The organism is Xenorhabdus sp. PB62.4 (assembly GCF_014467285.1).
GTDB lineage: Bacteria > Pseudomonadota > Gammaproteobacteria > Enterobacterales > Enterobacteriaceae > Xenorhabdus.
In genome coordinates, this window is sequence record NZ_NKHR01000002.1 from 75,239 (window position 1) to 98,472 (window position 23,234).

Below are 23,234 nucleotides of genomic sequence, written 5' to 3' on the forward strand. Positions count from 1 at the left end.
CATAACGTTAAGTACAGTCATCGTTAAATACGTATATACCCTTTATAAAAATAGCACTTACATAACGTCAAACGTAGATAGAGAGCTTCCACATTATGAACCGTATTCAATTCAGCCATCATCATCACCATCATCCTGATTAGTCTTTCAGGCTGCTGCGTGCTGGAAGACATTTAATCCGTCTTCCGGTGGCATGAATACGACAAAACCCCCGGAAGATTTTCCGGGGGTTTTTTGTTTCTGGCTTCTACGATTTAAACACTGACCGAATATTAAGATAGGGTAAAACACAACATGTTAGATAAGACACGCTTACGGATAGCCATCCAGAAATCAGGCCGCCTTAGTGATGATTCCAGAACATTGCTGGCGCGCTGTGGGATCAAAATCAATTTACAACAACAACGCCTGATTGCATTTGCAGAAAATATGCCCATTGATATCCTGCGCGTCCGCGACGATGATATTCCTGGCTTGGTTATGGATGGTGTTGTCGATTTGGGCATTATCGGTGAAAACGTCCTTGAAGAAGAATTACTGACTCGTCAGGCACAAGGAGAAACCCCGAGTTATTTAACGTTACGTCGTCTGGATTTTGGTGACTGCCGTCTTTCCCTCGCGGCTTCCTTTGATTGCGAGTATACAGGGGTGGAATGCCTGCAAGATGCCCGTATTGCTACATCTTATCCACACTTACTAAAACGTTATTTAGATCAGAAAGGCATACGCTTCAAACCCTGCCTTCTCAATGGTTCTGTTGAAGTTGCACCTCGCGCAGGGCTAGCGGATGCCATTTGTGATTTAGTTTCAACCGGTGCCACATTGGAAGCCAACGGGTTGCGGGAAGTTGAAGTGATTTATCGCTCAAAAGCCTGCCTTATCCAACGTGATGGAGAGATGCCAGAAGCTAAGCAACGGCTCATCGACAAACTGATGCTCCGCATTCAAGGGGTCATTCAGGCACGAGAATCCAAATACATCATGTTACACGCTCCCAATGATAAGTTGGAAGAGATTATTTCCCTACTGCCGGGAGCCGAACGCCCCACCATTCTGCCACTCGCAGGCGCACAAAATCGTGTCGCTATGCACATGGTCAGCAGTGAAACCCTATTCTGGGAAACGATGGAAAAACTCAAGGCATTGGGTGCGAGTTCCATTCTCGTTCTGCCAATTGAAAAAATGATGGAGTAAAATTTGATGAATATTAATTTTAAATCCATCATCCGCTGGCAAGAATGCACCCCAGAGCAACAAAAAATATTGCTGGCTCGCCCGGCTGTCGCGGCATCAGATGATATTGCTTGCACAGTCAAACAGATTCTGGAAACAGTAAAAACACGCGGCGACCAAGCGTTACAAGAATTCAGTCAACGCTTCGACAAAACGATGGTGGAAGCCATCCGGATCACGCCAAGTGAAGTAGATTTAGCTGTCAACCGCCTGTCCCCCGAAATTAAGCAGGCTATGCAGCAAGCCATGAATAATATTCGTCAGTTCCATGAGGCCCAAAAACCAGTAGAAATTGAAGTTGAAACCCTGCCGGGCGTTCGCTGCCAGCAAATCACTCGCCCAATAAACTCAGTCGGGCTTTATATTCCCGGCGGTTCAGCCCCGCTGCCTTCTACCGTATTAATGCTAGGCACACCAGCCGACATTGCGGGTTGCCGTAAGATCATCCTGTGTTCTCCACCTCCCATTGCCGATGAAATTCTCTATGCGGCACAACTGTGCGGGATCACTGAAATTTTCCAAGTTGGTGGAGCACAAGCCATTGCAGCAATGGCATTCGGTACAGAATCTGTTCCCAAAGTAGACAAAATTTTTGGCCCCGGCAATGCCTGGGTCACAGAAGCCAAACGGCAAGTGAGCCAATATATTGACGGAGCTGCAATTGACATGCCCGCTGGCCCGTCAGAGGTACTGGTTATCGCTGATCACGGAGCTAACCCTGTATTTACTGCCGCAGATTTACTTTCTCAAGCGGAACATGGCCCGGATTCCCAAGTCATGCTGCTAACACCTGACGAAAACTTTGCCGGACAAGTCATCCGTGAAATTGAAGCCCAGCTCACGATATTGCCACGCCAGCAGATCGCAAACCAGGCTTTGCAGTCTAGCCGCATCATTATTACAAAAGATCTCTCCCAATGCGTGGAGATCAGCAACCAATACGGCCCTGAGCACTTGATTATTCAAACCCGCCAGCCTGAACAATTAGTGGAACAGATTACCTGTGCTGGCTCCATATTCCTCGGTGACTGGTCGCCAGAATCTGCGGGGGACTATGCCTCTGGCACCAATCATGTTCTGCCGACCTATGGCTATACTTCAACCTATTCCAGCCTCGGTCTGGCTGACTTTCTAAAAAGAATGACCGTTCAGCGACTCACACCACAAGGGCTGAGAAACCTCGCTCCCACGATAGAAACGCTGGCACAGGCAGAGCAACTCATCGCGCACAAAAATGCGGTTACATTACGTATGGCTGCTTTGAGTAACGCAAACTTAGAATCATAAGGCTAAGGATCAATCATGAGTACGGTTTTTGATATCAATTCACTGGCAAGAGAAAATATTCGTCATTTAGTTCCTTATATGTCAGCCCGCCGTCTGGGAGGCAAAGGTGATATCTGGCTAAATGCGAATGAATACCATACCGCACCCGATTTCCAATTTCGCGAGAACACTCTCAATCGCTATCCTGAATGTCAGCCCGCCGCGGTTATCCAACGTTATGCCAATTATGCTGGCTTACAACCGGAACAAGTTCTTGTCAGCCGTGGAGCGGATGAATCTATCGAACTGTTGATCCGCGTTTTTTGTGAACCAGGGCGTGATGCCGTGCTGTTTTGCCCGCCCACTTATGGCATGTACAGTGTTAGCGCGGAAGCTTTCGGCATAGAACAAAAAAAGATCCCTGTCAGTGCCAACTGGCAACCCGATGTTGATTCCATCAAAAACAATTTGGATCGTGTCAAGCTTATTTATATCTGTAGCCCTAATAACCCCACTGGTAATTTGGTTGAACCTGCGGCATTACGTCAGATCCTTGAACTCACTCGTCACCAGGCCATTGTTGCCATTGATGAGGCCTACATCGAATTTTGTCCGCAACATACTACCATTCGTTGGCTGCAAGACTACCCTCACTTGGTCATTTTGCGAACCCTCTCGAAAGCTTTTGCTTTGGCTGGATTGCGTTGTGGATTTACGTTGGCTTCTGCCGATATTATCGCGCTGATGCTGAAAGTGATTGCCCCTTATCCACTTGCAACGCCTGTCGCAGATATCGCTGCACAAGCGCTAACGGAAACGGGTATTCAGACAATGAAAAATCGTGTGGCAGAAATTGTCAGTAACCGGATTTATCTTCAGCAAGAGCTCAGTCAATTGGCACTGGTTGAAAACGTGTTTCCGAGCGAAACCAACTATATTTTGGTGAAATTTACCGATGCAGAAATCGTATTCAAGATGTTATGGGATAAAGGAATCATCTTGCGTGATCAGAGAAAACAGCCGGGATTAGAGAATTGCCTGCGCATTACCATCGGCAGCCGGAATGAATGTGAACAGCTAGTCAGTGCCATTAATGCACTTTCCAGTCAAACTCAACAAATCAAGGAAACTGAGAACCCATGAGCCAGAAAATGCTTTTTATTGACCGCGATGGAACATTGATCACCGAGCCGCCTAGTGATTATCAAGTTGATCGCCTTGATAAATTGGCTTTTGAGGTTGGAGTAATCCCCGCCTTACTGTCCCTGCAAAAAGCCAATTACAAATTAGTGATGATTACTAATCAGGACGGATTAGGTACTGCCAGTTTTCCACAAGCGGATTTTGAACCACCCCATGCCCTGATGATGCAGGTTTTCACTTCACAAGGTATTCATTTTGAAGAGGTGCTGATCTGCCCACACAAACCTGAAGATAGCTGCAATTGCCGTAAACCCAGACCCGGCTTGGTAGACAAATATCTGGCAGAAGATGTCATTGATACCGAAAACAGTTATGTCATTGGTGATCGGGAAACCGATTTGCAATTAGCCCAAAACATGGGAATTAAGGGTATTCGTTACCAATCTGAATCATTTGGATGGTCAGCCATTTGTGAAAAACTGACTCGAAAAGATCGCCAGGCACATGTTGAACGCAAAACCAAAGAAACAGCCATTGATATTGAAGTCTGGCTGGATCGCGAAGGTGAAAGCCGTATCAATACCGGTGTTGGTTTCTTTGATCATATGTTGGATCAGATTGCGACTCACGGTGGGTTCCGCATGAACATACAAGTCAAAGGCGATCTCTATATAGATGATCATCACACCGTTGAAGACACGGGTTTAGCACTGGGTGAAGCCTTGAAGCAAGCATTAGGAGATAAGCGGGGAATCGCCCGTTTTGGCTTTACATTACCAATGGATGAATGCCTTGCCCGTTGTGCCTTAGATATTTCCGGTCGCCCACATCTTGAATATAAAGCTGAATTTAAACATCAGCGTGTGGGAGATTTAAGTACAGAAATGATAGAACATTTCTTCCGTTCCCTCTCCTATACAATGGGATGCACCCTGCACCTGAAAACCAAAGGAAAGAATGACCATCATCGGGCAGAAAGCCTGTTCAAAGTTTTTGGCCGAACATTGCGGCAGGCCATTCGCATAGAAGGCGATACCTTGCCTAGTTCAAAAGGTGTTTTATAAGGGATGCTATAAAGGACGTTATGATGAAAATAGTTATTCTGGACACAGGTTGCGCTAACCTCGCTTCTGTTGCTTATGCCATCCGCCGATTAGGTCATGATCCAATTATCAGTTTAGACGCAAATGTTGTGCGTTCAGCCGATAAACTGTTCTTGCCCGGCGTGGGCACGGCTACCGCTGCAATGGAGCAACTCGAGCAACGCCAATTAATCCCATTGATTAACTCACTCTCTCAACCTGTACTGGGTATTTGCCTCGGCATGCAGTTATTGGCTGACATCAGTGCGGAAGGCGATAACGTTCCTTTGCTGAAATTAATTAACGCACCTGTCGAAAAAATGGTGACCAAAGGATTACCATTGCCGCATATGGGCTGGAACCAAGTACAGGCACAGAAAGGGCATCCTCTGTTTCGCCACATTGCAGACAATGCCCGTTTCTATTTTGTTCATAGCTATGCGCTGCCTGTCGGTGAATATACGATTGCTCAAACGGAGTACGGCAATATATTTAGCAGTGCCGTTGCGAAAGACAATTTCTTTGGGGTGCAATTCCACCCTGAGCGTTCAGGTGCGGCAGGCGCACAATTATTGAAAAATTTTCTGGAGATGTAATCCCATGATTATACCAGCATTAGATTTAATCGACGGCAACGTGGTGCGTTTGCATCAAGGAGATTACGGTCAGCGCCGGGATTATGGCAATTCTCCACTTTTGCGTTTGCAACAATATGAGCAGGATGGCGCTGAATTACTGCATTTAGTGGATCTGACAGGGGCAAAAGATCCTGCCAAACGACAGATCGCGCTTTTAAAAGAGTTAGTGGCGGGTGTGACAGTACCTGTGCAAGTTGGTGGAGGCATTCGTTCAGAAAACGATGTCAGAACGCTTCTTGAAGCAGGTGCCAGCCGGGTTGTAATTGGCTCGACTGCAATTACCCACCCTGAATTAGTCAAACAGTGGTTTCAACAATATGGAGCGGAGGCGATTGTACTGGCACTGGATATCCGCATCAGTGCCGATGGGGTTAAACAAATAGCCATCAGTGGCTGGCAAGAAAACAGCCATGCCACCCTTGAAGATGTCATTGAACAATATCTTCCTGTCGGGTTAAAGCATGTGTTATGTACCGATATTTCCCGTGATGGCACATTAAGCGGCTCCAATATCGCTCTCTATCAGGAAATCAGCCAACAATATCCACAAATCCAGTTTCAAGCTTCCGGCGGTATTGGCAACCTTGCCGATATTTCTCCTCTGCCTGCGTCTGGTGTAGCAGGTGTTATTGTCGGGCGTGCATTATTGGAAGGAAAGTTTACACTGACGGAGGCTATACAATGTTGGCAAAACGCATAATTCCATGCCTTGATGTCCGTGATGGGCAAGTCGTCAAAGGCGTACAATTCCGTAATCATGAAATTATTGGCGATATCGTTCCTCTCGCACAACGCTATGCCCAAGAAGGCGCAGATGAGTTAGTGTTTTACGATATTACCGCCTCGTCTGATGGCCGTGTGGTGGATAAAAGCTGGGTAGCAAAAGTTGCTGAAGTCATCGATATCCCTTTCTGCGTGGCGGGTGGCATTAAATCCATTGAAGAAGCAGGGCAAATTTTATCGTTTGGGGCAGATAAAATTTCCATCAACTCCCCTGCACTTACTGAGCCGGATTTAATTAACCGCTTAGCTGATCGTTACGGAGTCCAGTGTATCGTTGTAGGTATTGATACATGGTTTGATGAGAAAGCCAACAATTATCAGGTTTACCAGTTTACAGGTGATGAAAAACGTACAACCGCAACGCGCTGGCAGACATTGGATTGGGTCAAAGAGGTACAACAACGCGGAGCGGGTGAAATTGTCCTGAATATGATGAATCAGGATGGTGTCCGCAATGGCTATGATCTTACGCAACTGAAATTAGTTCGCGATATCTGTGCTGTGCCACTGGTCGCTTCTGGCGGAGCCGGAGCACCAGAGCATTTTCTGGATGCGTTTAAACTTGCAAACGTTGATGGTGCTTTAGCTGCCTCCGTTTTCCACAAACAACTTATTAATATCGGTGAACTCAAGCAATATCTTGCTACACAGGATGTCGAGGTTAGAACATGTTGACAGCACAGCCATTAACAACACAAAAAATCGAAAAGCTGGATTGGGAGAAAGTGAATAACCTGATGCCGGTCATCGTCCAACATGCTATTTCCGGAACAGTATTAATGTTGGGCTACATGAATCAGGAAGCACTGAATGTCACGCTCGACTCAGGTAAAGTGACCTTTTTCTCCCGTACCAAACAACGGTTATGGACAAAAGGCGAAAGTTCCGGTCATTTTCTGAATCTGGTTGATATTTATCCCGATTGTGATAACGATACCCTACTCGCCCTCGTAAATCCTGTTGGCCCAACCTGCCATAAAGGAACTGAAAGCTGCTTTGCTTCCGTACAAACTGACTGGGGTTTCCTCTATCAATTGGAACAACTATTGGCAAGCCGAAAAAATGCTTCGCCGGACAGCTCCTATACTGCTCGCTTATATGCCAGTGGAACAAAACGCATCGCCCAAAAAGTTGGCGAAGAAGGTGTAGAAACCGCGTTAGCAGCTACAGTCAATGATAGAAAAGAATTGACCAACGAAGCCGCAGATTTGATTTATCACCTGCTGGTTTTACTCCAAGATCAAGAACTCGATCTTAGTAGTATCATTAATCAATTGCGGGAACGGCACTCAACCAAAGAATCATTTTCGGTGCAGGAATAGAGGTTTCGAAAAATAACAACCACTTCGTCAAGCTATATATACGAAGTGGCTTCTTGCTATCCTATTAGATAACCTTTTATATCTGAGTAGGATGTAGTATCAATTATGGTGGCATTCAAATTTTACTATTCAAAACACCTAGCAAATTGTAAACCCATTAACAGTGATAATTAGAGAAGCCTATTTACTCTATTTAGCAGCCACAACCACCCGGTGTGCACATGGGAACTTCAACTGAGGCGACAAAATTGCTTGAGGCTGTTCCACAGTTAAAAACCCCATAGTGTGTACAGCCTTCACCAACCACACTAAACAAACTGTGGTATCGGCTTTTGCAAATGATATCTGCTGTATTTCGACATATTGGCACCGCTTTCCCTGTTTCAAATACATGTTCTTGATCCAACATAAAGCGAATGGGGGAATCAGGGAGATTACCTTTGTACATGGCGACTTGACCATAATCTTCACAACTATCTTCTAGATCAATCTTGAATAACCTGAGAGTCATTGAATACAATCTTGCACCCCCCAGTTTTTCTTCAATGGGTTTGTTGCTAATAGTCTTTAAATTGCTTGCAACAATTCGTATATCCCGAAAGCCTGCATCACGCGCTATTCGCACAAAGTCACCATAATACAATACATCACCAATACATTCCCCAATCAGTAATGGATCATTTTTTAACTCTTGGGAAAGTCTGCGATCAGAGAAAATATCAGCAAAATAAATTTCTCCACCAGGTTTGAGCAACTGGGCCATTCCCTGAAGCACATCAGATTTTGCAGCAGCTAGATTAATGACACAATTGGAAACTATAACATCGACACTATTTGGCGGTAAATTGAGTAGATCCAAGGACTCAATATTACCATGTATAAAATGTACATTACTTGCGTTGTAGCCATAGGCTTCTCGATGATATTCGACGTAGCTCTTGGCAAATTCAATTTGCTCAAGAGTAGTATCCACGCCGATAACGTTCCCTTCTGGTCCTACCAACTTAGATAAAATGAAGCAATCTCTCCCGCCACCACAGCCTAAATCCAACACAGTTGATCCAGTCAGCAAAGGAGGAAAAGGTGTACCACAGCCATAAAAACGCTGCTGCACATCTGGGTGAATTGCCTTTAGTATAGCTTTGATCTCATCAGAAGGCGGTTCATCTACCGTGCAAACATTAGTTACCAAGTCTTCCTTGCCCGAAAGCGTTGTACCGTAGTAATTCTGTACATTTTCAACCCGCCGAGACAATTGTTGTTCTTTCGTTTCCATCATTCTATTCCTCTAATAAAACCCAACCTTAGTCCAGACATGGCTCTAATAACGATCAATCTAAGACGTTTATTTGCCTGTCATCTAAGCAATCTATTTAATACTCACCATATCCAGTAATTACACACGGTCATAGCAACTTGTTTAGCATAGTGTTTATTCACATCTTCAATAAGTAATAACCTTCAATTAACATGTTTTTTAAATAAATAGCGGCCTACTCATTTTGATTAACATTCAGAAAAATAGTAAAGCCGCGTAACCTGCGATCATTGCCATAGCAAGGATAACAATTACAAAGGCCGCCAAGAGCTTAAATGTAAATAGGGATCGTAATAAAATTAGCTCAGTCAAGCTGGCGCCAGCACCACCGATAATTAACGCCAGAACCGCTCCAGCACTGACTCCTTTCATCATCAAAGCTGCTGAAAGCGGTATCAAAGCTTCGGCGCGAAGATACAACGGTATTGCAATGACAGCAGCAACTGGGATAGCAAAAGGATTATCTGAGCCAGCATATTCTTCAAGAAGACTAGTAGGAATATAGCCATAGATCACACTGCCTATCGCTATACCGATGAATAAATACGGTAGTACATTCTTAAAATCTGACCAAGCTTCCTGCCACAGACCGCTATACTTGCTTTTTGGACGAGCAGCTTTAGTGGTTTGGCTATCGCAGCAACCTGTAGATTGCGTGGTTATCTGGGTAGCAGAACAACAGGGAGCCGCCATTGATTCACAACTGTTTGATATCGTGGGCTTAACGTCGCAACTACCCCCAGAAACTCCGCAATCGGACGCTTCTTCGTGGCGTACATAACGCTCAAATCCCAATTTTTGTAGCGACCATCCGGCACCAAGTGAGATCAGAAGAGCAGAGAGTACGTAAATAGCTGTTAGTGTCAGACCAAAAGTAGCGACAAGCAATACAACGATGATGGGATTCAATAGAGGGGAAGTAAATAAAAATACCATCGTTGGACCAAAACCAGCTCTGGCACGAATTAGCCCTTTCAACATAGGAATGGTCGAACAACTACAGAAAGGGGTGATAGATCCGAGGACGGCAGCCAAAAAATATCCCCTTCGGTTAGCACCCAGTAAGGCTTCCACCTTGGATGGAGGTATATGCCGCTGGAGAATACCAACCAACAAACTAATACCAATAAACAAGGCTGATAACTCTATGGCGAGGAAGACAAACATGTTTAAAGTTTCTTGCAATTGAGAAGACATTCTAAACCTCCAAATATCTATATTTCTAGTTTTATGGAAATATTGGGGATATTAGATTGCTATTGCAGTTCCTGTCAATTATATTTCTAGAAACATTGAAATTTTTGTTTAGAGACACGTATGAAACACGAAGAAGTCGCAGCAAGCCTGGCTGAACTGGGGAATAGCCACCGATTAGCTATATTTCGCTTTTTAGTTAAGGCCGGCCATCAGGGAGCCTCCGTCGGAGAAATTCAGAAAGCCCTAGGTATTCCGGCTTCAACACTATCACATCATCTAGCGCGCATGGTGAAGGTTGGATTAATCCGTCAAGAGAAGCACAGTCGTACTATTGTGTGTATACCTGAGTATCAGCACTTGGAAAATTTGATCAACTTCTTGCAAGAAGAGTGTTGTATGGGGATTTCGGTTGAACACTTCACCGAACAATCATGTGGGTTATGTAAAAAACAGAAGTGATAGAAGGAGACTAATATCTCTATCAAATATACGGAATAAGGTCACAGTAGACCTGATTAGGGGATGACAGCGAAGATTTTTTATCATTTATAGCTTAACTTGCCTATCACCTAATGAAAAACACATTCCCTAAGGGAAAATGTGTTTTTCAAAGGGATACGCAATACTAACAAACAAAGCTGTTACAAGAGAGCAATATGACACTAAAAATCACTACTCAATGAATTATATTGCCGCTTTAAAGATAGCAACAATCTCTTCATGTGAGGCCTGAATTGGATTGGTGAATCCACAGGCATCTTTCAACGCATTGGTTGCCAATATTGGCAAATCTTCTTCTTTCACCTTCAATGCGGATAATCCAGCCGGAATATTGACATCTCTTGCCAATTCACTAATTGCCTGGATACAGGCGTCAGCGCCTTGCTCATCATTCAGATCTGCTACATCAACTCCCATCGCTCCGGCAATCTCTTTTAGGCGAGCCGCAGAAACTTTTGCATTGAATCTTTGTACATGTGGCAGTAAAACCGCATTACAGACACCATGTGGCAAATCATAGAACCCACCTAACTGGTGTGCCATAGCATGGACATATCCCAAAGACGCATTATTGAATGCCATACCTGCCAGGAACTGGGCATAGGCCATATTCTCACGAGCTTCCATATCATTGCCGTCTTCAACGGCACGGCGCAAATAATTGCTAATCATTGTCACTGCTTTTAATGCACAGGCGTCAGTGATTGGGTTCGCAGCGGTAGAAACATACGCCTCAATGGCGTGAGTCAAGGCATCCATCCCGGTTGCGGCTGTCAGGCCTTTTGGCATACCTGCCATCAAAGCAGAATCATTGACTGACAGAATAGGCGTAACATTTTTATCCACAATCGCCATTTTAATATGACGTTCAACATCCGTAATAATACAGAAGCGTGTCATTTCAGAAGCAGTACCCGCAGTAGTATTAATAGCAATCAAAGGTAACTGCGGTTTAGCTGAACGATCAACGCCTTCATAATCACGAATATCCCCACCGTTGGTCGCCACCAGCGCAATACCTTTTGCACAGTCATGAGGTGAACCGCCACCCAAAGAGATAACGCAATCGCAACGATGCTGGCGCAGAATTTCCAAACCTTCCTCAACATTAATCGTTGTCGGGTTTGGATTCGTTCCATCATAAATCGCACTTTTTATCTCTACCTCTGCCAGTAAAGCCTGAACCTTTCTGACAACACCAATCTCGTTTAGCACGCGGTCAGTAACAATCAGCGCTTGTCTGTAGCCATAATTTTTTATTAATTCAACGGCTTCAGTCATGCACCCCATACCAATTTTATTCACTGGCGGGATAAAGAAAGTCGATGCTGCCATTTGGAACCCCTTAAATTTTACTGAATTATTTCAAATTTCAATGTAAGAGAATTGAATTACAATGTGGCATTTATCTGACCCAGTAATTTTGACCAGAATCAATAATTGCCTATGTAAGAATAAAAAAATAGGTACTAAATTTTAGTTTGAGTTTATGTAGGAGAAGATTTTGCTAAAAAATGACATTTTCGAACGTCTAACTGCTTTGTTGGATACTCACAATGCTCGTTATCGTGTCATGGAACATGCCACAGGTGGTCGTTCAGAAGAAGTTGCAAAAATACGGGGAACTCAGTTAGGCCAAGGCGCAAAAGGCCTGGTCTGTCATGTGAAAGGGAATGGTTATCGACAGTATATCCTTGCTGTTTTACCTGCTGACCAACAAGCTGATCTTGCCACTCTCGCCAGACAAGCAGGAGGAAGCCGGGCATCGTTGGCAAGCTCAAAAGAAGTTTCTGAATTGACACGCTGTGTCTTTGGCGCCATTCCACCGTTTAGCTTTCATCCGGATTTGAAGCTCGTTGCCGACCCACTCCTATTCGATCGCTATGACGAACTGGCATTTAATGCCGGTAGTCTGGAACGTTCAATTATTTTGAATACGGAAGATTACCGTCGTATCGCTATACCAGAATTAGTTGCTTTTCGAAAAATAGCCGATTAAAGCTAACTTCAAGAAAATACGCTATAAATTCCAGTTAACTTAAATAAGGTTTACATTTTGCTATAATTTAACCAGATGAAATGAGTGATTATTATATGAATAATATTTTTGTTCTAGTAATACTCAGTCTGGTTATCCTCAGCCTCGCTGTATTGCTTTACTATCATGATGCTGAGATAGCGCACTGGTTAGAGAGATTTGCACAACGGTTGCTCAAGTAGCAACCTCTGAATTAATATGTTTCATTCAACAAAATAGGGTGTTGATAACTCAGCACCCTATTCTTTGGACATTAAATATTTAATAAAAAATATTAAACGATTATTCCAGCCATTCGGTGTGGTATACACCTTCTTTATCGGTACGCTTGTAAGTGTGCGCACCAAAGTAATCACGTTGTGCCTGAATCAGGTTGGCTGGCAAAACGGCTGAACGATAGCTGTCGTAATAAGAAATGGCAGCAGAGAATGTTGGTGTTGGGATACCATTCTGTACGCCATAAGAGACAACATCACGCAGAGCTTGCTGGTATTCGTCTGCAATTTGTTTAAAGTAAGGAGCTAGCAGCAAGTTAGCAATAGCGGGGTTTTCATTGTACGCATCCGTGATTTTTTGTAGGAATTGCGCACGAATGATACAACCGGCACGGAAAATCTTGGCAATTTCGCCGTAGTTCAGATCCCAACTATATTCATCCGAGGCCGCTTTCAGTTGCTGGAAACCTTGCGCATAGGAAACAATCTTACCCAAGTACAGAGCACGGCGAACTTTCTCGATAAATTCAGCTTTGTCGCCATTGAATGGCTGTGCTTCCGGGCCAGACAGCACCTTGGATGCCGCCACGCGCTGATCTTTCAGGGAAGAGATATAACGTGCAAATACAGATTCCGTAATCAGTGTCACTGGAACACCCAAATCCAACGAGCTTTGGCTAGTCCATTTCCCGGTACCTTTGTTGGCAGCTTCATCCAGAATCACGTCAACCAGATATTTACCTTCTTCATCTTTCTTACGGAAAATATCAGCAGTAATTTCGATCAAGTAGCTGCTCAGCTCGCCTTGGTTCCAATCGCTGAATACTTCTGCCAATTCCTGATTGCTGAGGTTCAATGCGTTTTTCAATAAGGAATAGGCTTCCGCAATTAGCTGCATATCACCATATTCAATACCATTGTGAACCATCTTCACATAATGGCCGGCACCGTCTGCACCAATATAAGTGACGCAAGGCTCGCCATCAACCTGAGCAGCAATCTCTTTCAGAATAGGCGCTACCAGTTCATAAGCTTCTTTTTGACCACCGGGCATAATTGAAGGGCCTTTCAGTGCACCTTCTTCACCACCAGAAACTCCAGTACCGATAAAGTTAAAACCCTGAGCAGACAACTCACGATTACGGCGAATAGTATCCTGAAAATAGGTGTTGCCACCATCGATCAGAATGTCACCCTTATCCAAATGTGGCGTCAGTGATGCAATGGTTTTATCCGTAGCTTCACCTGCCTTAACCATCAACAGAATACGACGTGGCTTTTCCAGTGAATCGACAAATTCTTCAATGGAATAACTTGGAACTAATTTTTTCCCTGGATTTTCAGCAATAACTTCGTCAGTTTTATCACTGGAGCGGTTAAAAATGGATACAGAGTAACCACGGCTTTCAATATTCAACGCCAGGTTGCGCCCCATTACCGCCATACCGACAACACCGATCTGCTGTTTGGACATGAATAACTCCCGTCTAATAATGACTGCTGCCCCACCCAAGATGCAGTACGTGACGCAATATGTCATATGCAACACATGCCCGTATGCAACAAAACAGAGTGGACAATTTGTTAATGAAGTCACATGTTAACTCAGGAAAGGCCACAGGGGGTAGTTATTGATGCAATCGATACCGTCGTGACGTTTGTTTGCTGAAAAAATTTCCAACTAAGATAAATCGACTATTGATATTTCGTCCTTCAATACCCATTATTCAATAGTCGGCAGAAGCCGTCATAATAAAAGGTAAAATAAATTGTATGGAATGGATCGCTGATCCGACGATATGGGCCGGTCTGGCTACTCTTATCGTTTTAGAAATTGTTCTCGGAATTGACAACTTAATATTTATTGCCATTTTGGCAGACAAACTTCCTGAAAAACAGAGAGATAAAGCTCGCCTGACAGGGCTTTCCTGTGCTCTGGTTATGAGGATATTGCTGCTATTCAGCCTGTCTTGGCTCATTTCCCTGACCAAACCACTCGTTACCCTATGGGATCATCCTTTCAGCGCCCGTGATTTAATTATGCTGATAGGGGGACTTTTCTTGCTGTTCAAAGCCACAATGGAATTGAATGAACGGCTGGAAGGGAAAACGATACATAGCAATCAACAACGCAAAGGAGCCAGCTTCTGGCCGGTTGTCGTGCAGATTATCGTCCTGGATGCGGTATTTTCACTGGATTCCGTTATTACTGCTGTAGGCATGGTCGATCACATTGGTATCATGATTGCCGCAGTTATCATCGCCATGATCTTGATGATATGGGCCAGTAAGCCTCTGACGAAATTCGTTAATGCACATCCCACAATCGTTATCCTCTGTCTTAGTTTCTTGTTGATGATCGGTTTCAGTTTGGTTGCAGAAGGCTTTGGTTACCACATACCGAAAGGCTATCTCTATGCAGCTATCGGTTTCTCCATCATGATTGAAGCATTGAATCAGTTTGCCCAATTCAATCGCCGCAAGTTCTTGAGCGCTTCCCGTTCTCTGCGTGAAAGAACCGCGGAGGCCGTTCTTCACATTTTAAACGGCAAACGTGAAAACGCTGCGTTGGATAATCATACTTCCAATCTGATTGCGGATGGTGCTGATAACGAAGAAGTCTTTGAGCCTCAAGAGCGCCAGATGATCGCCCGTGTTCTCAGCATGGCTCAGCGTACCGTCAGCAGTATCATGACTTCACGCCATGATGTTGTTTATCTTGATGCCCATGCTCCGGCTGAAAAATTGACTCTGTTGCTGGAACAAAAGCCGCATACGCGAATTGTCGTCACCGATGAGACAACCAGTGATGAACCTCTCGGCGTAGTGCACGTGATTGATATCCTCAACCAACAACTGACTCACAATGCCTTCGATTTACGGAAATTGGTGCAACAACCGCTGATTTTCCCGGAATCCCTCTCTTTGCTGCAAGCATTGGAGCAATTCCGTCTGGCGCAAACACATTTCGCGTTTGTCGTTGATGAGTTCGGTTCTGTTGAAGGTGTAGTCACAGTAACAGATGTGATGGAGACCATTACCGGTAACCTGCCTGTGGGTGGCGGAGAGATCGATGCCCGCCATGATATTCAGGTCATGGAAGAAGGGTATTGGGTTGCCAATGGGTTTATGCCACTAGAAGATTTGGTTCTTTACGTGCCACTGCCATTGGATGAAAAACGCGAATACCAAACACTGGCTGGTTTGTTAATGGAACACTTGCAACATATTCCACAACAAGGCGAACAATTGCAGATTGGTGATTATTTGTTTGAACCACTGGAAATCACTAGCCACCGTATCAATAAAGTAAAAATTACTTCATTGAAAGTGGAAGAAGAAGTGGAAATGTAACACGCCAACCTGAAATTAGATGGCTACTGAGAAAAACCGGCATAAAGCCGGTTTTTTTATTCCTATATGTTTTATCAGTTTGGTTCAATTTTTAGGCTATTTACTTATAACTTCCCTAAGTACAATTAACGCCATTCAATGGTAGTTAGCCGCTAAAGATGACGTTGAGGGACGGCTGGAGAAAAGTAAGAATGGAGCTGATATCCCAGATAAACAAGCCCTTGTGCGAAATTTAGGCTTGGGTGATTTGGTAGGATCAGACCTTGAATCACGTCGAATCGGGGAAGATCACACCATCATCAAACTGGGTGAGATATTCATGCTAAATGGGCTTGTGGTTGGAAGTGAACCTATTGGCGAATTTAATGTATCTGTGATTGGTGGGGTGACTTATTATACTCACTTCTACAAAATCACACTGCCCACGGCCTTGCCAAATGGCATTATTTCATGCCAGGCAAGTATTGTCGGAGATAGTTTTGATAATCAGCATCCTAGTTATTTGGCTGATGTCAAAACTCGGCGAGATAATTCAGACGGAGTTGGCTTGTCGAAAGATACACTGACGGTCTCCGTCACGACTAATCAGCTTGGCTGGGTACCGCACTTCTACTATCAGGTTGTCGGGTATTAATACAGTAAGGTATTAACAGAAATAGGCATTAAATCAGGTGATCGCCAAAGCGATCACCTGACCTAAACTAAAATATCAATTTCTTTTCTATTACTACACATAAACCGACGATAATGCACGACCAAGATTAGACGTCATAGGTAATATTTACCCTCTCTTTGTCTTATTTCTGACTTTATGATTTGTGACACTCTAAGCCATTTTTTTAATTAAAATTTGCATACATGGTTAACATTACGTATTAATGATTACCCCTGTTTTTTATTCAGCAATTCCTCTAGTTTTTTAAGGTTCTCATTATCGTTGTTTTCGAGCCAATCTTTGATGGATTTTTTGGCTCTTTCTTGTATCTCATCACGCAATACAGATTCCACATTCAACATATATTGCAGGTTATTCCAATCACCATAAACGCGCAGTGGCACTCTTAACTTCGCCAGACGACGTACCAATTCGTTCTGTTGACCCCATCCACCGGTCAGTTGCACCCATAATGAAACATCGGTGTTCTGTTTCAGTAAATTCGCTTTTCCTTTACCCTGAATATTGAGAATACCGGAAGTTGCAGTAAGTCCACTAATATTAATCTCACCATGATCCAATTGTGCTTTCACTGACATATTTTTCGCTTCTGTAAAATCATCTGTATTCGTAGGTTGACTGACTTGATCAGTTGCCCGGGAAAAAGATTGCTGAATAAGCTGTGGAATATTCAATCCTTTCAGGCGCGCGTTTTTCAGATCGATATTCAAATCACCCTGCCAATAATGGGAAACGGCATATTCGTCATACCCTTCCCCCACAAGATCACCATCTACGTTAATCTGACCATTGAATATTGGCGGTAATGCTAATGCGGTTAACAATGGCTCCAGTTCAATTTTCTGTAAAAATGGCTTTGTATGTAATTTTGCAGGAGTCACTGTGGCATCAATCGTGGTTGGCAGCGCAAAATGTCCACCAAATAGATTGCCGTTTAACTTTTCAATTCTCGCCAAGCCATTATTATTCACAGCCTGCAAACCAAAATTATCAATATTCATCCCCTGATAAATGAGCTTATCTGCCATGAATGAGACATCAGCATCAACGCCTTGCAAAAAAGTAAGATCGTAATTGGACAATGGCGAGACTGATGCCGCGATCACTGGTTTTGAGGAGTTATTTTCGATTCGATAATCATGTTTTGACTGCGGGGTATTTTTCGGTAAGACATCCCACCCTAACAGATTGTCCAGATTCAATTTTGGCGATGTCAGGTTGATGGAATATTGCGGCTTATCTTTCAATATGGCAGTAATATTACCTTTCAGCTCGTTCTCATCATTCACCATCAACGCTATTTTTTGCAGTGATATTGATTCAGGTGAAGCCTGATATTTCACTGTAGCACTGCCCGTCCCTTGAATTCCGGCAGATGGCAAACCAACACCCTTTAATTGATACGTCAGGGAATTAATGTCAGCCAACATCTTCTGCGGATAGTCGGAAATATCCACTAAGGCACCAAGTTCAAATGCCAATTCTTTCTGATTCTGATTAATTTTACTGCTGAGTTTGAGGTCAACGTGATTTTTATCATTGCGTTCCAACAGTAAATTGATACCACGAACATTTAATTGGGAATGATCACTAGCTTGCCAGATCAATAAACTATCCACTACTTTGATTCTGGCAATATCCAATTTCCAAGCCTGACGGCCAGAGACGGCGGGATAGCGAATATCACTTTCCGGCGCAATCGGGGCTTGCAGCCGTTTCTGCGGCTGACTATCTGGGGTGAATCGCAATACAGCCTCTTTCAGCATCACTTCTTTAACTGAAAGCTGGTGGGATAACAGAGGCAATAATTCCACGTCCAGACGCATATTTTCTGCCACAATTGCCGGCTTTTTAGCATCCTGAGCGGTCAATGATACCTGCCCAGTCAGAATGCTCAGTTTTGGCCAGGCATGCCAGCGTAAATCATCCTGAAACACGAGCTGGTAGCCACTCTTCTTTTGTACCTGTTTGACTATATAGTCACGGAAATCATTTGGGTTAATTAACATGACCAGCGTAGTTAAACCAGCAACAATGACTACCAACAAAATAACGAGTGTCGTCAACAATCTTTTCATGACTTCCCCAGTCTCATGTCTACAAGATGACTATTTTCACCAGAAAGCTTTACCAGAAAAGATTAATCTTCACTGATACGGCTACCTACGGCTCCCTGCTGATTTTTATATTTAGCATCCTGACGCCGGTTATAAGGCCGTTCAGCCGATCCCGAAAGCGGTTCAAAGCTCAATGCGCCTATGACCATTCCGGGGCGTAAAGCCAAAGGCAGTTTGCCCGAATTATAGAATTCCAGAACGATTTGCCCCTGCCAACCCGGATCAATACGATGCGCAGTGACATGCACCATCAGGCCGAGACGCGCCAGAGATGAACGCCCATCCAACCAACCGACTAAATTATCAGGCAGTGTGACAGATTCCAGCGTTACCGCCAAAGCCAATTCACCGGGATGGAGGAAAAATGCTTCTCCATCCGGCAAAGTAATTTCATCGCTCATGACACGGTCAAGTGCCGCATTGACTTCCGCCTTAGGTCCACTTAAATCAATGTAAGCGGCAGTATGACCCCGAAAAACGCGAAACTGATTCCCAAGGCGCACATCAGCAGTTGCCCCATTAATACGTTCAACAGGGGGACGTGGGGTAATTACCAGCTTACCTTCATCTAGCCATTTAATAATGTCACGGTCACAGAGTCGCATTATTTCCTCTCAAATACGATGATACTTATGAATGCCTGAACAGCAGATTATTCGCAAAATTGGCCAATTTTGGCTTTTAAGATATCAATGGCCACGCGGTTCTTCCCACCACGAGGTACAATAATATCGGCATATTGTTTTGATGGCTCGATAAATTGCAGGAACATGGGCCGTACCGTTTTCTTGTACTGTTCCATGACGGAATCCAATGAACGCCCACGTTCATTCACATCGCGTTTAATACGGCGCATCAAACAGATATCCAGTGGTGTATCGACAAAAATGGAAAAATCCAACTCTTGACGCAAACGCTTATCCGTTAATAGTAGGATACCTTCGAGAATAATGACTCTTTTCGGTTCAAAATGAATGGATTCAGGTTTGCGGGTGTGTTCAACGTAGTCATATTGCGGCAATTCAATGGAGTTTCCGGCCTTCAGTGCCTGGAGATGTTCAAACAGTAAATTGTGATCCATTGAACTTGGGTGATCATAATTAACTTTATAACGTTCTTCCATTGGGGTGTTGGTTTGATCTTTATAATAGCAATCTTCTGGAATAACACCGATATTATGATCACCAACCTGAGCGCGTAATTCTCTATAAAGTGTGCTGGCAATTAGGCTTTTGCCTGAGGCGGAGGCACCTGAGATACCTACGATTGTACACTTATGTGCTTCATCAGCCATAGTAGAAATAACCTGGTTAAAAAAGAAAAAATAAAGTGGGAACATGGTATTCACGAACACCATGTGTGGCGGATTATAGGGAGTTAGTGGCTTCTATTCCAGAGTAAACAAGATAAGTCTCGTTTTTTTCGATACGCTTCGCATAAAAATTCCGCGATTTTATGCTTCAAGTGGAGAATACGCTAAAAATAATCCTTCAATGGTATGTAATTGAAATATGGAAAGTGATGCGAGGCATTTCGGCAGATAAAATAGACATCACCGAACATAGGTCAATGGCTCTGTAACCGTAGGAGCCATTGACCTACGTTTTTAATACTGAATCACTCAAATATCATAAACCACCACAGGATGATAATAATATCAATGAGTTACTCATTAATTTAACCGATTAAATCTCTCAACAAATTGGTTATACTCTCGTATCAGTTTGCCGACAGAACCATTTACCAACCATTCAGAAGACGTGCCTAAACGTTTTTCCTCAAAATCTGAATAAGGAACTTTATCCCTGATCCTGCGGATACGTTCTTTCGCCGCCTTAGCATAACTGTCAGCTTGAGTTAATAGAAAGTTATAACCTATGTAGGAGTGGTCACCCGCATTCTGACGTTCTGCAACCAAGGGAAGCGCATTTTCTGTCTTGCTTTGCAATTCAGCAACCATAGCGAATGCTTGAGCAGTATCAAAAGTATCCTCTTCGATCATCTGATTGATTTTTTTGGCATCAATTAAGATTGCCAGACTATAATATTCCAACGTTCGACCATCTTCTTTTTCTATTTGCTGTAAAGCGGTCAGTTGACGTTCATCATTAATCTTTTCAATAGATTGAGAGAATTTTTCAGACACTGGTTCAAATACCTGATAAGCAGCGATCAATTGAGGATGTTTTGCTTTGCCTTTAGCAAAACCATCATCTTTGTGATCACCTTGGTCATAATAGCGATTCAGTGCATTGATTTCTGCGACAAGTTTTACTGATGACTCAATATAGTTAATAGCAATATCATCAATCGGCTTCAATTCGGGTGTCATTGCAGCAACTTTTTTAATTTTTCCCTGACAACGGGTTACGCTATCTTGCCCAACCGAGTAGATACCATAAACAACTTTTTCATTACCTGTAGGGCCTTTTTCTAAGTCTTTAACCCAATCGCTATAGCGATTCATACTCTCATGGATATATTCATCCAGTGAGTTATAACACTCAATATATGCCTGCATTTTTTCTGAAATAACTTGTTCAGCATCTTGAACAGATTCGCCTTTTAATTCCTTAGCCAACTGTTCAACTTTCCCTGCGATTGAATTACCTTGCGCAGTTTTAGATGATGATGCAGAGGCTACAGGCTGTGCTGACTCTTCTTTTTTGTTATCACACGCTGATAACGCTAGCGCAATGCAAAACGCCATAACCCCTTTTTTCCATTTTGTGGAGCTACCATTAAAATCCATTGTCATTCCTTACATAAGATTTTTTAAGGTGGATAAAATACCTTTTGAAAAGATGGATTTCAAGGCACCGACTCAACAACAAAGTAGTTTAGCTAATGAATTGAAATTTCAATAAATTACTCATCAGGGGAATTAAGTTTTCTTAATTTCACTATTTCCATGTAATAAAGGCAACAAATCGAGTTTTACATCCAATTTATTAATTGGGGAAGAATAAAATACCAGACAACCAATTAAATTAAGTAATATTTTTAACTAAGATAAAAAACGCCGCTCACAAAAAATCATCAACTAACAACGGCGTTTTTATATATTTTTTAAATAATTACTTAAATAAAACTGCAACCACTCAAATCAAACTGCACGGAAAGAAATTTCAGTTGGGATCTTTTCTCCCTGCCAATACATCTGCGCAGAAATACCGGCAGCAATTTCACGATAAATATCCGCAAACTCACTATCAGGCTGACTAATTACCGTCGGTTCGCCGCGGTCAAGATCTTCACGCAATGAAATATGCAGTGGGATTTTTCCCAGTAATTGGCAATGATATTTTTCTGCGAGTGTCTCTGCTCCACCTGTACCGAAAATCGGCTCATGATGACCGCAGTTACTGCAAATATGGGTGCTCATATTTTCAATAATGCCTAAAACCGGCACATTGACCTTCTGAAACATAACAATGCCCTTCATGGCATCAATTAAGGCAATATCCTGTGGTGTTGTAATAACCAGCGCGCCAGTCACCGGAATATTCTGGGACAGCGTTAACTGGATATCACCTGTCCCCGGCGGCATATCGATCACCAGATAATCCAAATCCGGCCACAAAGTATCCTGTAACATTTGCATCAAGGCTTTGCTCGCCATCGGGCCACGCCAGACCATTGCGTTATCATCAGTAACAAGGTAGCCGATGGAGTTAGTCGCTATGCTATGTACCATAATCGGTGCCATATGCTGACCATCCGGGGAAGTCGGGCGCTCTTTGGCTGTACCAAGCATATTGGGGATAGAGGGGCCGTAGATATCCGCATCCAGAATACCGACTTTTGCTCCTTCCTGTGCCAGTGCCAGCGCCAAATTTACCGCCGTACTGGATTTCCCCACACCGCCCTTACCTGAACTGACTGCGACAATATTGCGCACACCATTTACACCCGGCAAGTTATTGGCCCGGCGCAATGTGCTGATATCATGGGTTAATCGCCATTCAACGGCTTTTGCTCCCGTCGCGGCTTGCAGGGATTGAGTTGTTTCTGTTTTTAATACTTCAAAGGCGCGTTTCCAGACGAACGGCATGATTAATTCAATATGCAGTACGCCATCCAGCATAGTGCAATGATGTAACGCTTTCAGGGCGATCAAATCTCGCTCTAATGTCGGGTGTTTGAACGTTGTCAATATCTTGGCAACGTGTTCTTTCAGCAGGTCAGGATTGGTCTGCTCGGGGGATTGTGAGTTCATCCCGGCTCCTTTTAATTTCTCTTTTTTCAACCTAAAACCGTTTGGACATCATAACAGAAGCTAACGGCTTCAGATAAGGCCATAAGTAAAAGTGACGAAGTTCCCCCGTTACCCTAGCGGCAACGCTCTTGA

The 23,234-nt window shown here is 43.5% G+C and carries 22 protein-coding genes and 1 other annotated feature; of the genes, 13 read left to right on the top strand and 9 right to left on the bottom strand.

All coding sequences use genetic code 11. From position 1 onward, the window contains the following. The first annotated feature begins 95 nt into the window (after positions 1-95). The 9 genes from hisL (at position 96) to hisIE (ending at position 7,467) form a co-directional block, all read left to right on the top strand. Positions 96-143, top strand: coding sequence for a his operon leader peptide (hisL, locus tag Xenpb_RS02195; RefSeq protein WP_139837445.1), 48 nt, complete (start codon positions 96-98; stop codon positions 141-143). After that, positions 119-239, top strand: a sequence feature (His leader region). Its footprint overlaps the gene before it by 25 nt. Positions 240-294: 55 nt before the next feature. Continuing rightward, the gene (gene hisG, locus Xenpb_RS02200; RefSeq protein WP_187652900.1) at positions 295-1,194 is read left to right on the top strand and encodes an ATP phosphoribosyltransferase; all 900 of its coding nucleotides are present in this window, start codon (positions 295-297) and stop codon (positions 1,192-1,194) included. A gap of 3 nt (positions 1,195-1,197) precedes the next feature. Beyond that, positions 1,198-2,520, top strand: a complete 1,323-nt coding sequence (gene hisD / locus Xenpb_RS02205) for a histidinol dehydrogenase (protein WP_187652901.1) — start codon at positions 1,198-1,200, stop codon at positions 2,518-2,520. A gap of 15 nt (positions 2,521-2,535) precedes the next feature. Then, positions 2,536-3,642, top strand: a complete 1,107-nt coding sequence (gene hisC / locus Xenpb_RS02210; RefSeq protein WP_187652902.1) for a histidinol-phosphate transaminase — start codon at positions 2,536-2,538, stop codon at positions 3,640-3,642. Next, the gene (gene hisB / locus Xenpb_RS02215; protein ID WP_187652903.1) at positions 3,639-4,706 is read left to right on the top strand and encodes a bifunctional histidinol-phosphatase/imidazoleglycerol-phosphate dehydratase HisB; all 1,068 of its coding nucleotides are present in this window, start codon (positions 3,639-3,641) and stop codon (positions 4,704-4,706) included. The genes hisC and hisB overlap by 4 nt, the downstream gene beginning before the upstream one ends. Before the next feature lie 23 nt (positions 4,707-4,729). Further along, the gene (gene hisH / locus Xenpb_RS02220; RefSeq protein WP_187653077.1) at positions 4,730-5,320 is read left to right on the top strand and encodes an imidazole glycerol phosphate synthase subunit HisH; all 591 of its coding nucleotides are present in this window, start codon (positions 4,730-4,732) and stop codon (positions 5,318-5,320) included. Positions 5,321-5,324: 4 nt separating this feature from the next. Next, positions 5,325-6,062 carry a 1-(5-phosphoribosyl)-5-[(5-phosphoribosylamino)methylideneamino]imidazole-4-carboxamide isomerase gene (hisA, locus tag Xenpb_RS02225; protein ID WP_187652904.1) on the top strand — a complete coding sequence of 246 codons (738 nt, stop codon included), beginning with the start codon at positions 5,325-5,327 and terminating at the stop codon, positions 6,060-6,062. After that, positions 6,044-6,820, top strand: coding sequence for an imidazole glycerol phosphate synthase subunit HisF (gene hisF, locus Xenpb_RS02230; protein WP_187652905.1), 777 nt, complete (start codon positions 6,044-6,046; stop codon positions 6,818-6,820). Before hisA ends, hisF begins: the two co-directional genes overlap by 19 nt. Beyond that, positions 6,814-7,467 (top strand): bifunctional phosphoribosyl-AMP cyclohydrolase/phosphoribosyl-ATP diphosphatase HisIE, encoded by a 654-nt coding sequence (gene hisIE, locus Xenpb_RS02235; protein ID WP_187652906.1) that lies wholly within the window; start codon positions 6,814-6,816, stop codon positions 7,465-7,467. The genes hisF and hisIE overlap by 7 nt, the downstream gene beginning before the upstream one ends. 193 nt (positions 7,468-7,660) lie before the next feature. On the opposite strand, the gene Xenpb_RS02240 is transcribed toward hisIE, so the two are convergent. Both Xenpb_RS02240 and Xenpb_RS02245 read right to left on the bottom strand, forming a co-directional pair. Further along, positions 7,661-8,746, bottom strand: coding sequence for a methyltransferase domain-containing protein (locus Xenpb_RS02240; RefSeq protein ID WP_255523002.1), 1,086 nt, complete (start codon positions 8,744-8,746; stop codon positions 7,661-7,663). 234 nt (positions 8,747-8,980) lie between these two features. Then, entirely contained in the window at positions 8,981-9,982 is a 1,002-nt protein-coding gene (locus tag Xenpb_RS02245) for a permease (protein WP_187652907.1), read from the bottom strand. A 120-nt stretch (positions 9,983-10,102) separates the two neighbouring features. Here Xenpb_RS02245 and Xenpb_RS02250 point away from each other — a divergent pair, with 120 nt between their 5' ends. After that, positions 10,103-10,441, top strand: coding sequence for a helix-turn-helix transcriptional regulator (locus Xenpb_RS02250; protein ID WP_187652908.1), 339 nt, complete (start codon positions 10,103-10,105; stop codon positions 10,439-10,441). 225 nt (positions 10,442-10,666) lie between these two features. On the opposite strand, the gene yiaY is transcribed toward Xenpb_RS02250, so the two are convergent. Then, the gene (yiaY, locus tag Xenpb_RS02255; RefSeq protein ID WP_187652909.1) at positions 10,667-11,818 is read right to left on the bottom strand and encodes an L-threonine dehydrogenase; all 1,152 of its coding nucleotides are present in this window, start codon (positions 11,816-11,818) and stop codon (positions 10,667-10,669) included. A gap of 169 nt (positions 11,819-11,987) precedes the next feature. Between yiaY and Xenpb_RS02260 the strand changes: the two genes are divergently transcribed. After that, the gene (locus Xenpb_RS02260; RefSeq protein WP_255523003.1) at positions 11,988-12,482 is read left to right on the top strand and encodes a YbaK/prolyl-tRNA synthetase associated domain-containing protein; all 495 of its coding nucleotides are present in this window, start codon (positions 11,988-11,990) and stop codon (positions 12,480-12,482) included. A 321-nt stretch (positions 12,483-12,803) separates the two neighbouring features. On the opposite strand, the gene gndA is transcribed toward Xenpb_RS02260, so the two are convergent. Continuing rightward, positions 12,804-14,210, bottom strand: coding sequence for an NADP-dependent phosphogluconate dehydrogenase (gene gndA, locus Xenpb_RS02265; RefSeq protein ID WP_187652910.1), 1,407 nt, complete (start codon positions 14,208-14,210; stop codon positions 12,804-12,806). 299 nt (positions 14,211-14,509) lie between these two features. Here gndA and Xenpb_RS02270 point away from each other — a divergent pair, with 299 nt between their 5' ends. Next, positions 14,510-16,090, top strand: a complete 1,581-nt coding sequence (locus Xenpb_RS02270) for a TerC family protein (protein WP_187652911.1) — start codon at positions 14,510-14,512, stop codon at positions 16,088-16,090. Positions 16,091-16,313: 223 nt separating this feature from the next. Beyond that, positions 16,314-16,724, top strand: a complete 411-nt coding sequence (locus tag Xenpb_RS02275) for a hypothetical protein (protein WP_187652912.1) — start codon at positions 16,314-16,316, stop codon at positions 16,722-16,724. 248 nt (positions 16,725-16,972) lie between these two features. Here Xenpb_RS02275 and asmA read toward each other — a convergent pair whose 3' ends face one another. The 5 genes from asmA to apbC form a co-directional block, all read right to left on the bottom strand. After that, a complete protein-coding gene (gene asmA / locus Xenpb_RS02280; RefSeq protein WP_187652913.1) occupies positions 16,973-18,844 on the bottom strand; it encodes an outer membrane assembly protein AsmA in 1,872 nt (623 codons plus the stop codon). 62 nt (positions 18,845-18,906) lie between these two features. Then, complete coding sequence (dcd, locus tag Xenpb_RS02285) at positions 18,907-19,488, bottom strand: dCTP deaminase (RefSeq protein ID WP_099114380.1); 582 nt, start codon at positions 19,486-19,488, stop codon at positions 18,907-18,909. Between the two features lie 47 nt (positions 19,489-19,535). After that, positions 19,536-20,177 carry a uridine kinase gene (udk, locus tag Xenpb_RS02290; protein WP_187652914.1) on the bottom strand — a complete coding sequence of 214 codons (642 nt, stop codon included), beginning with the start codon at positions 20,175-20,177 and terminating at the stop codon, positions 19,536-19,538. Between the two features lie 378 nt (positions 20,178-20,555). Beyond that, positions 20,556-21,635: a YiiG family protein gene (locus Xenpb_RS02295; RefSeq protein ID WP_187652915.1), complete on the bottom strand. Its 1,080-nt coding sequence runs from the start codon at positions 21,633-21,635 to the stop codon at positions 20,556-20,558. Positions 21,636-21,989: 354 nt separating this feature from the next. Continuing rightward, positions 21,990-23,102 (bottom strand): iron-sulfur cluster carrier protein ApbC, encoded by a 1,113-nt coding sequence (gene apbC / locus Xenpb_RS02300; RefSeq protein ID WP_187652916.1) that lies wholly within the window; start codon positions 23,100-23,102, stop codon positions 21,990-21,992. Positions 23,103-23,234 lie beyond the last annotated feature (132 nt).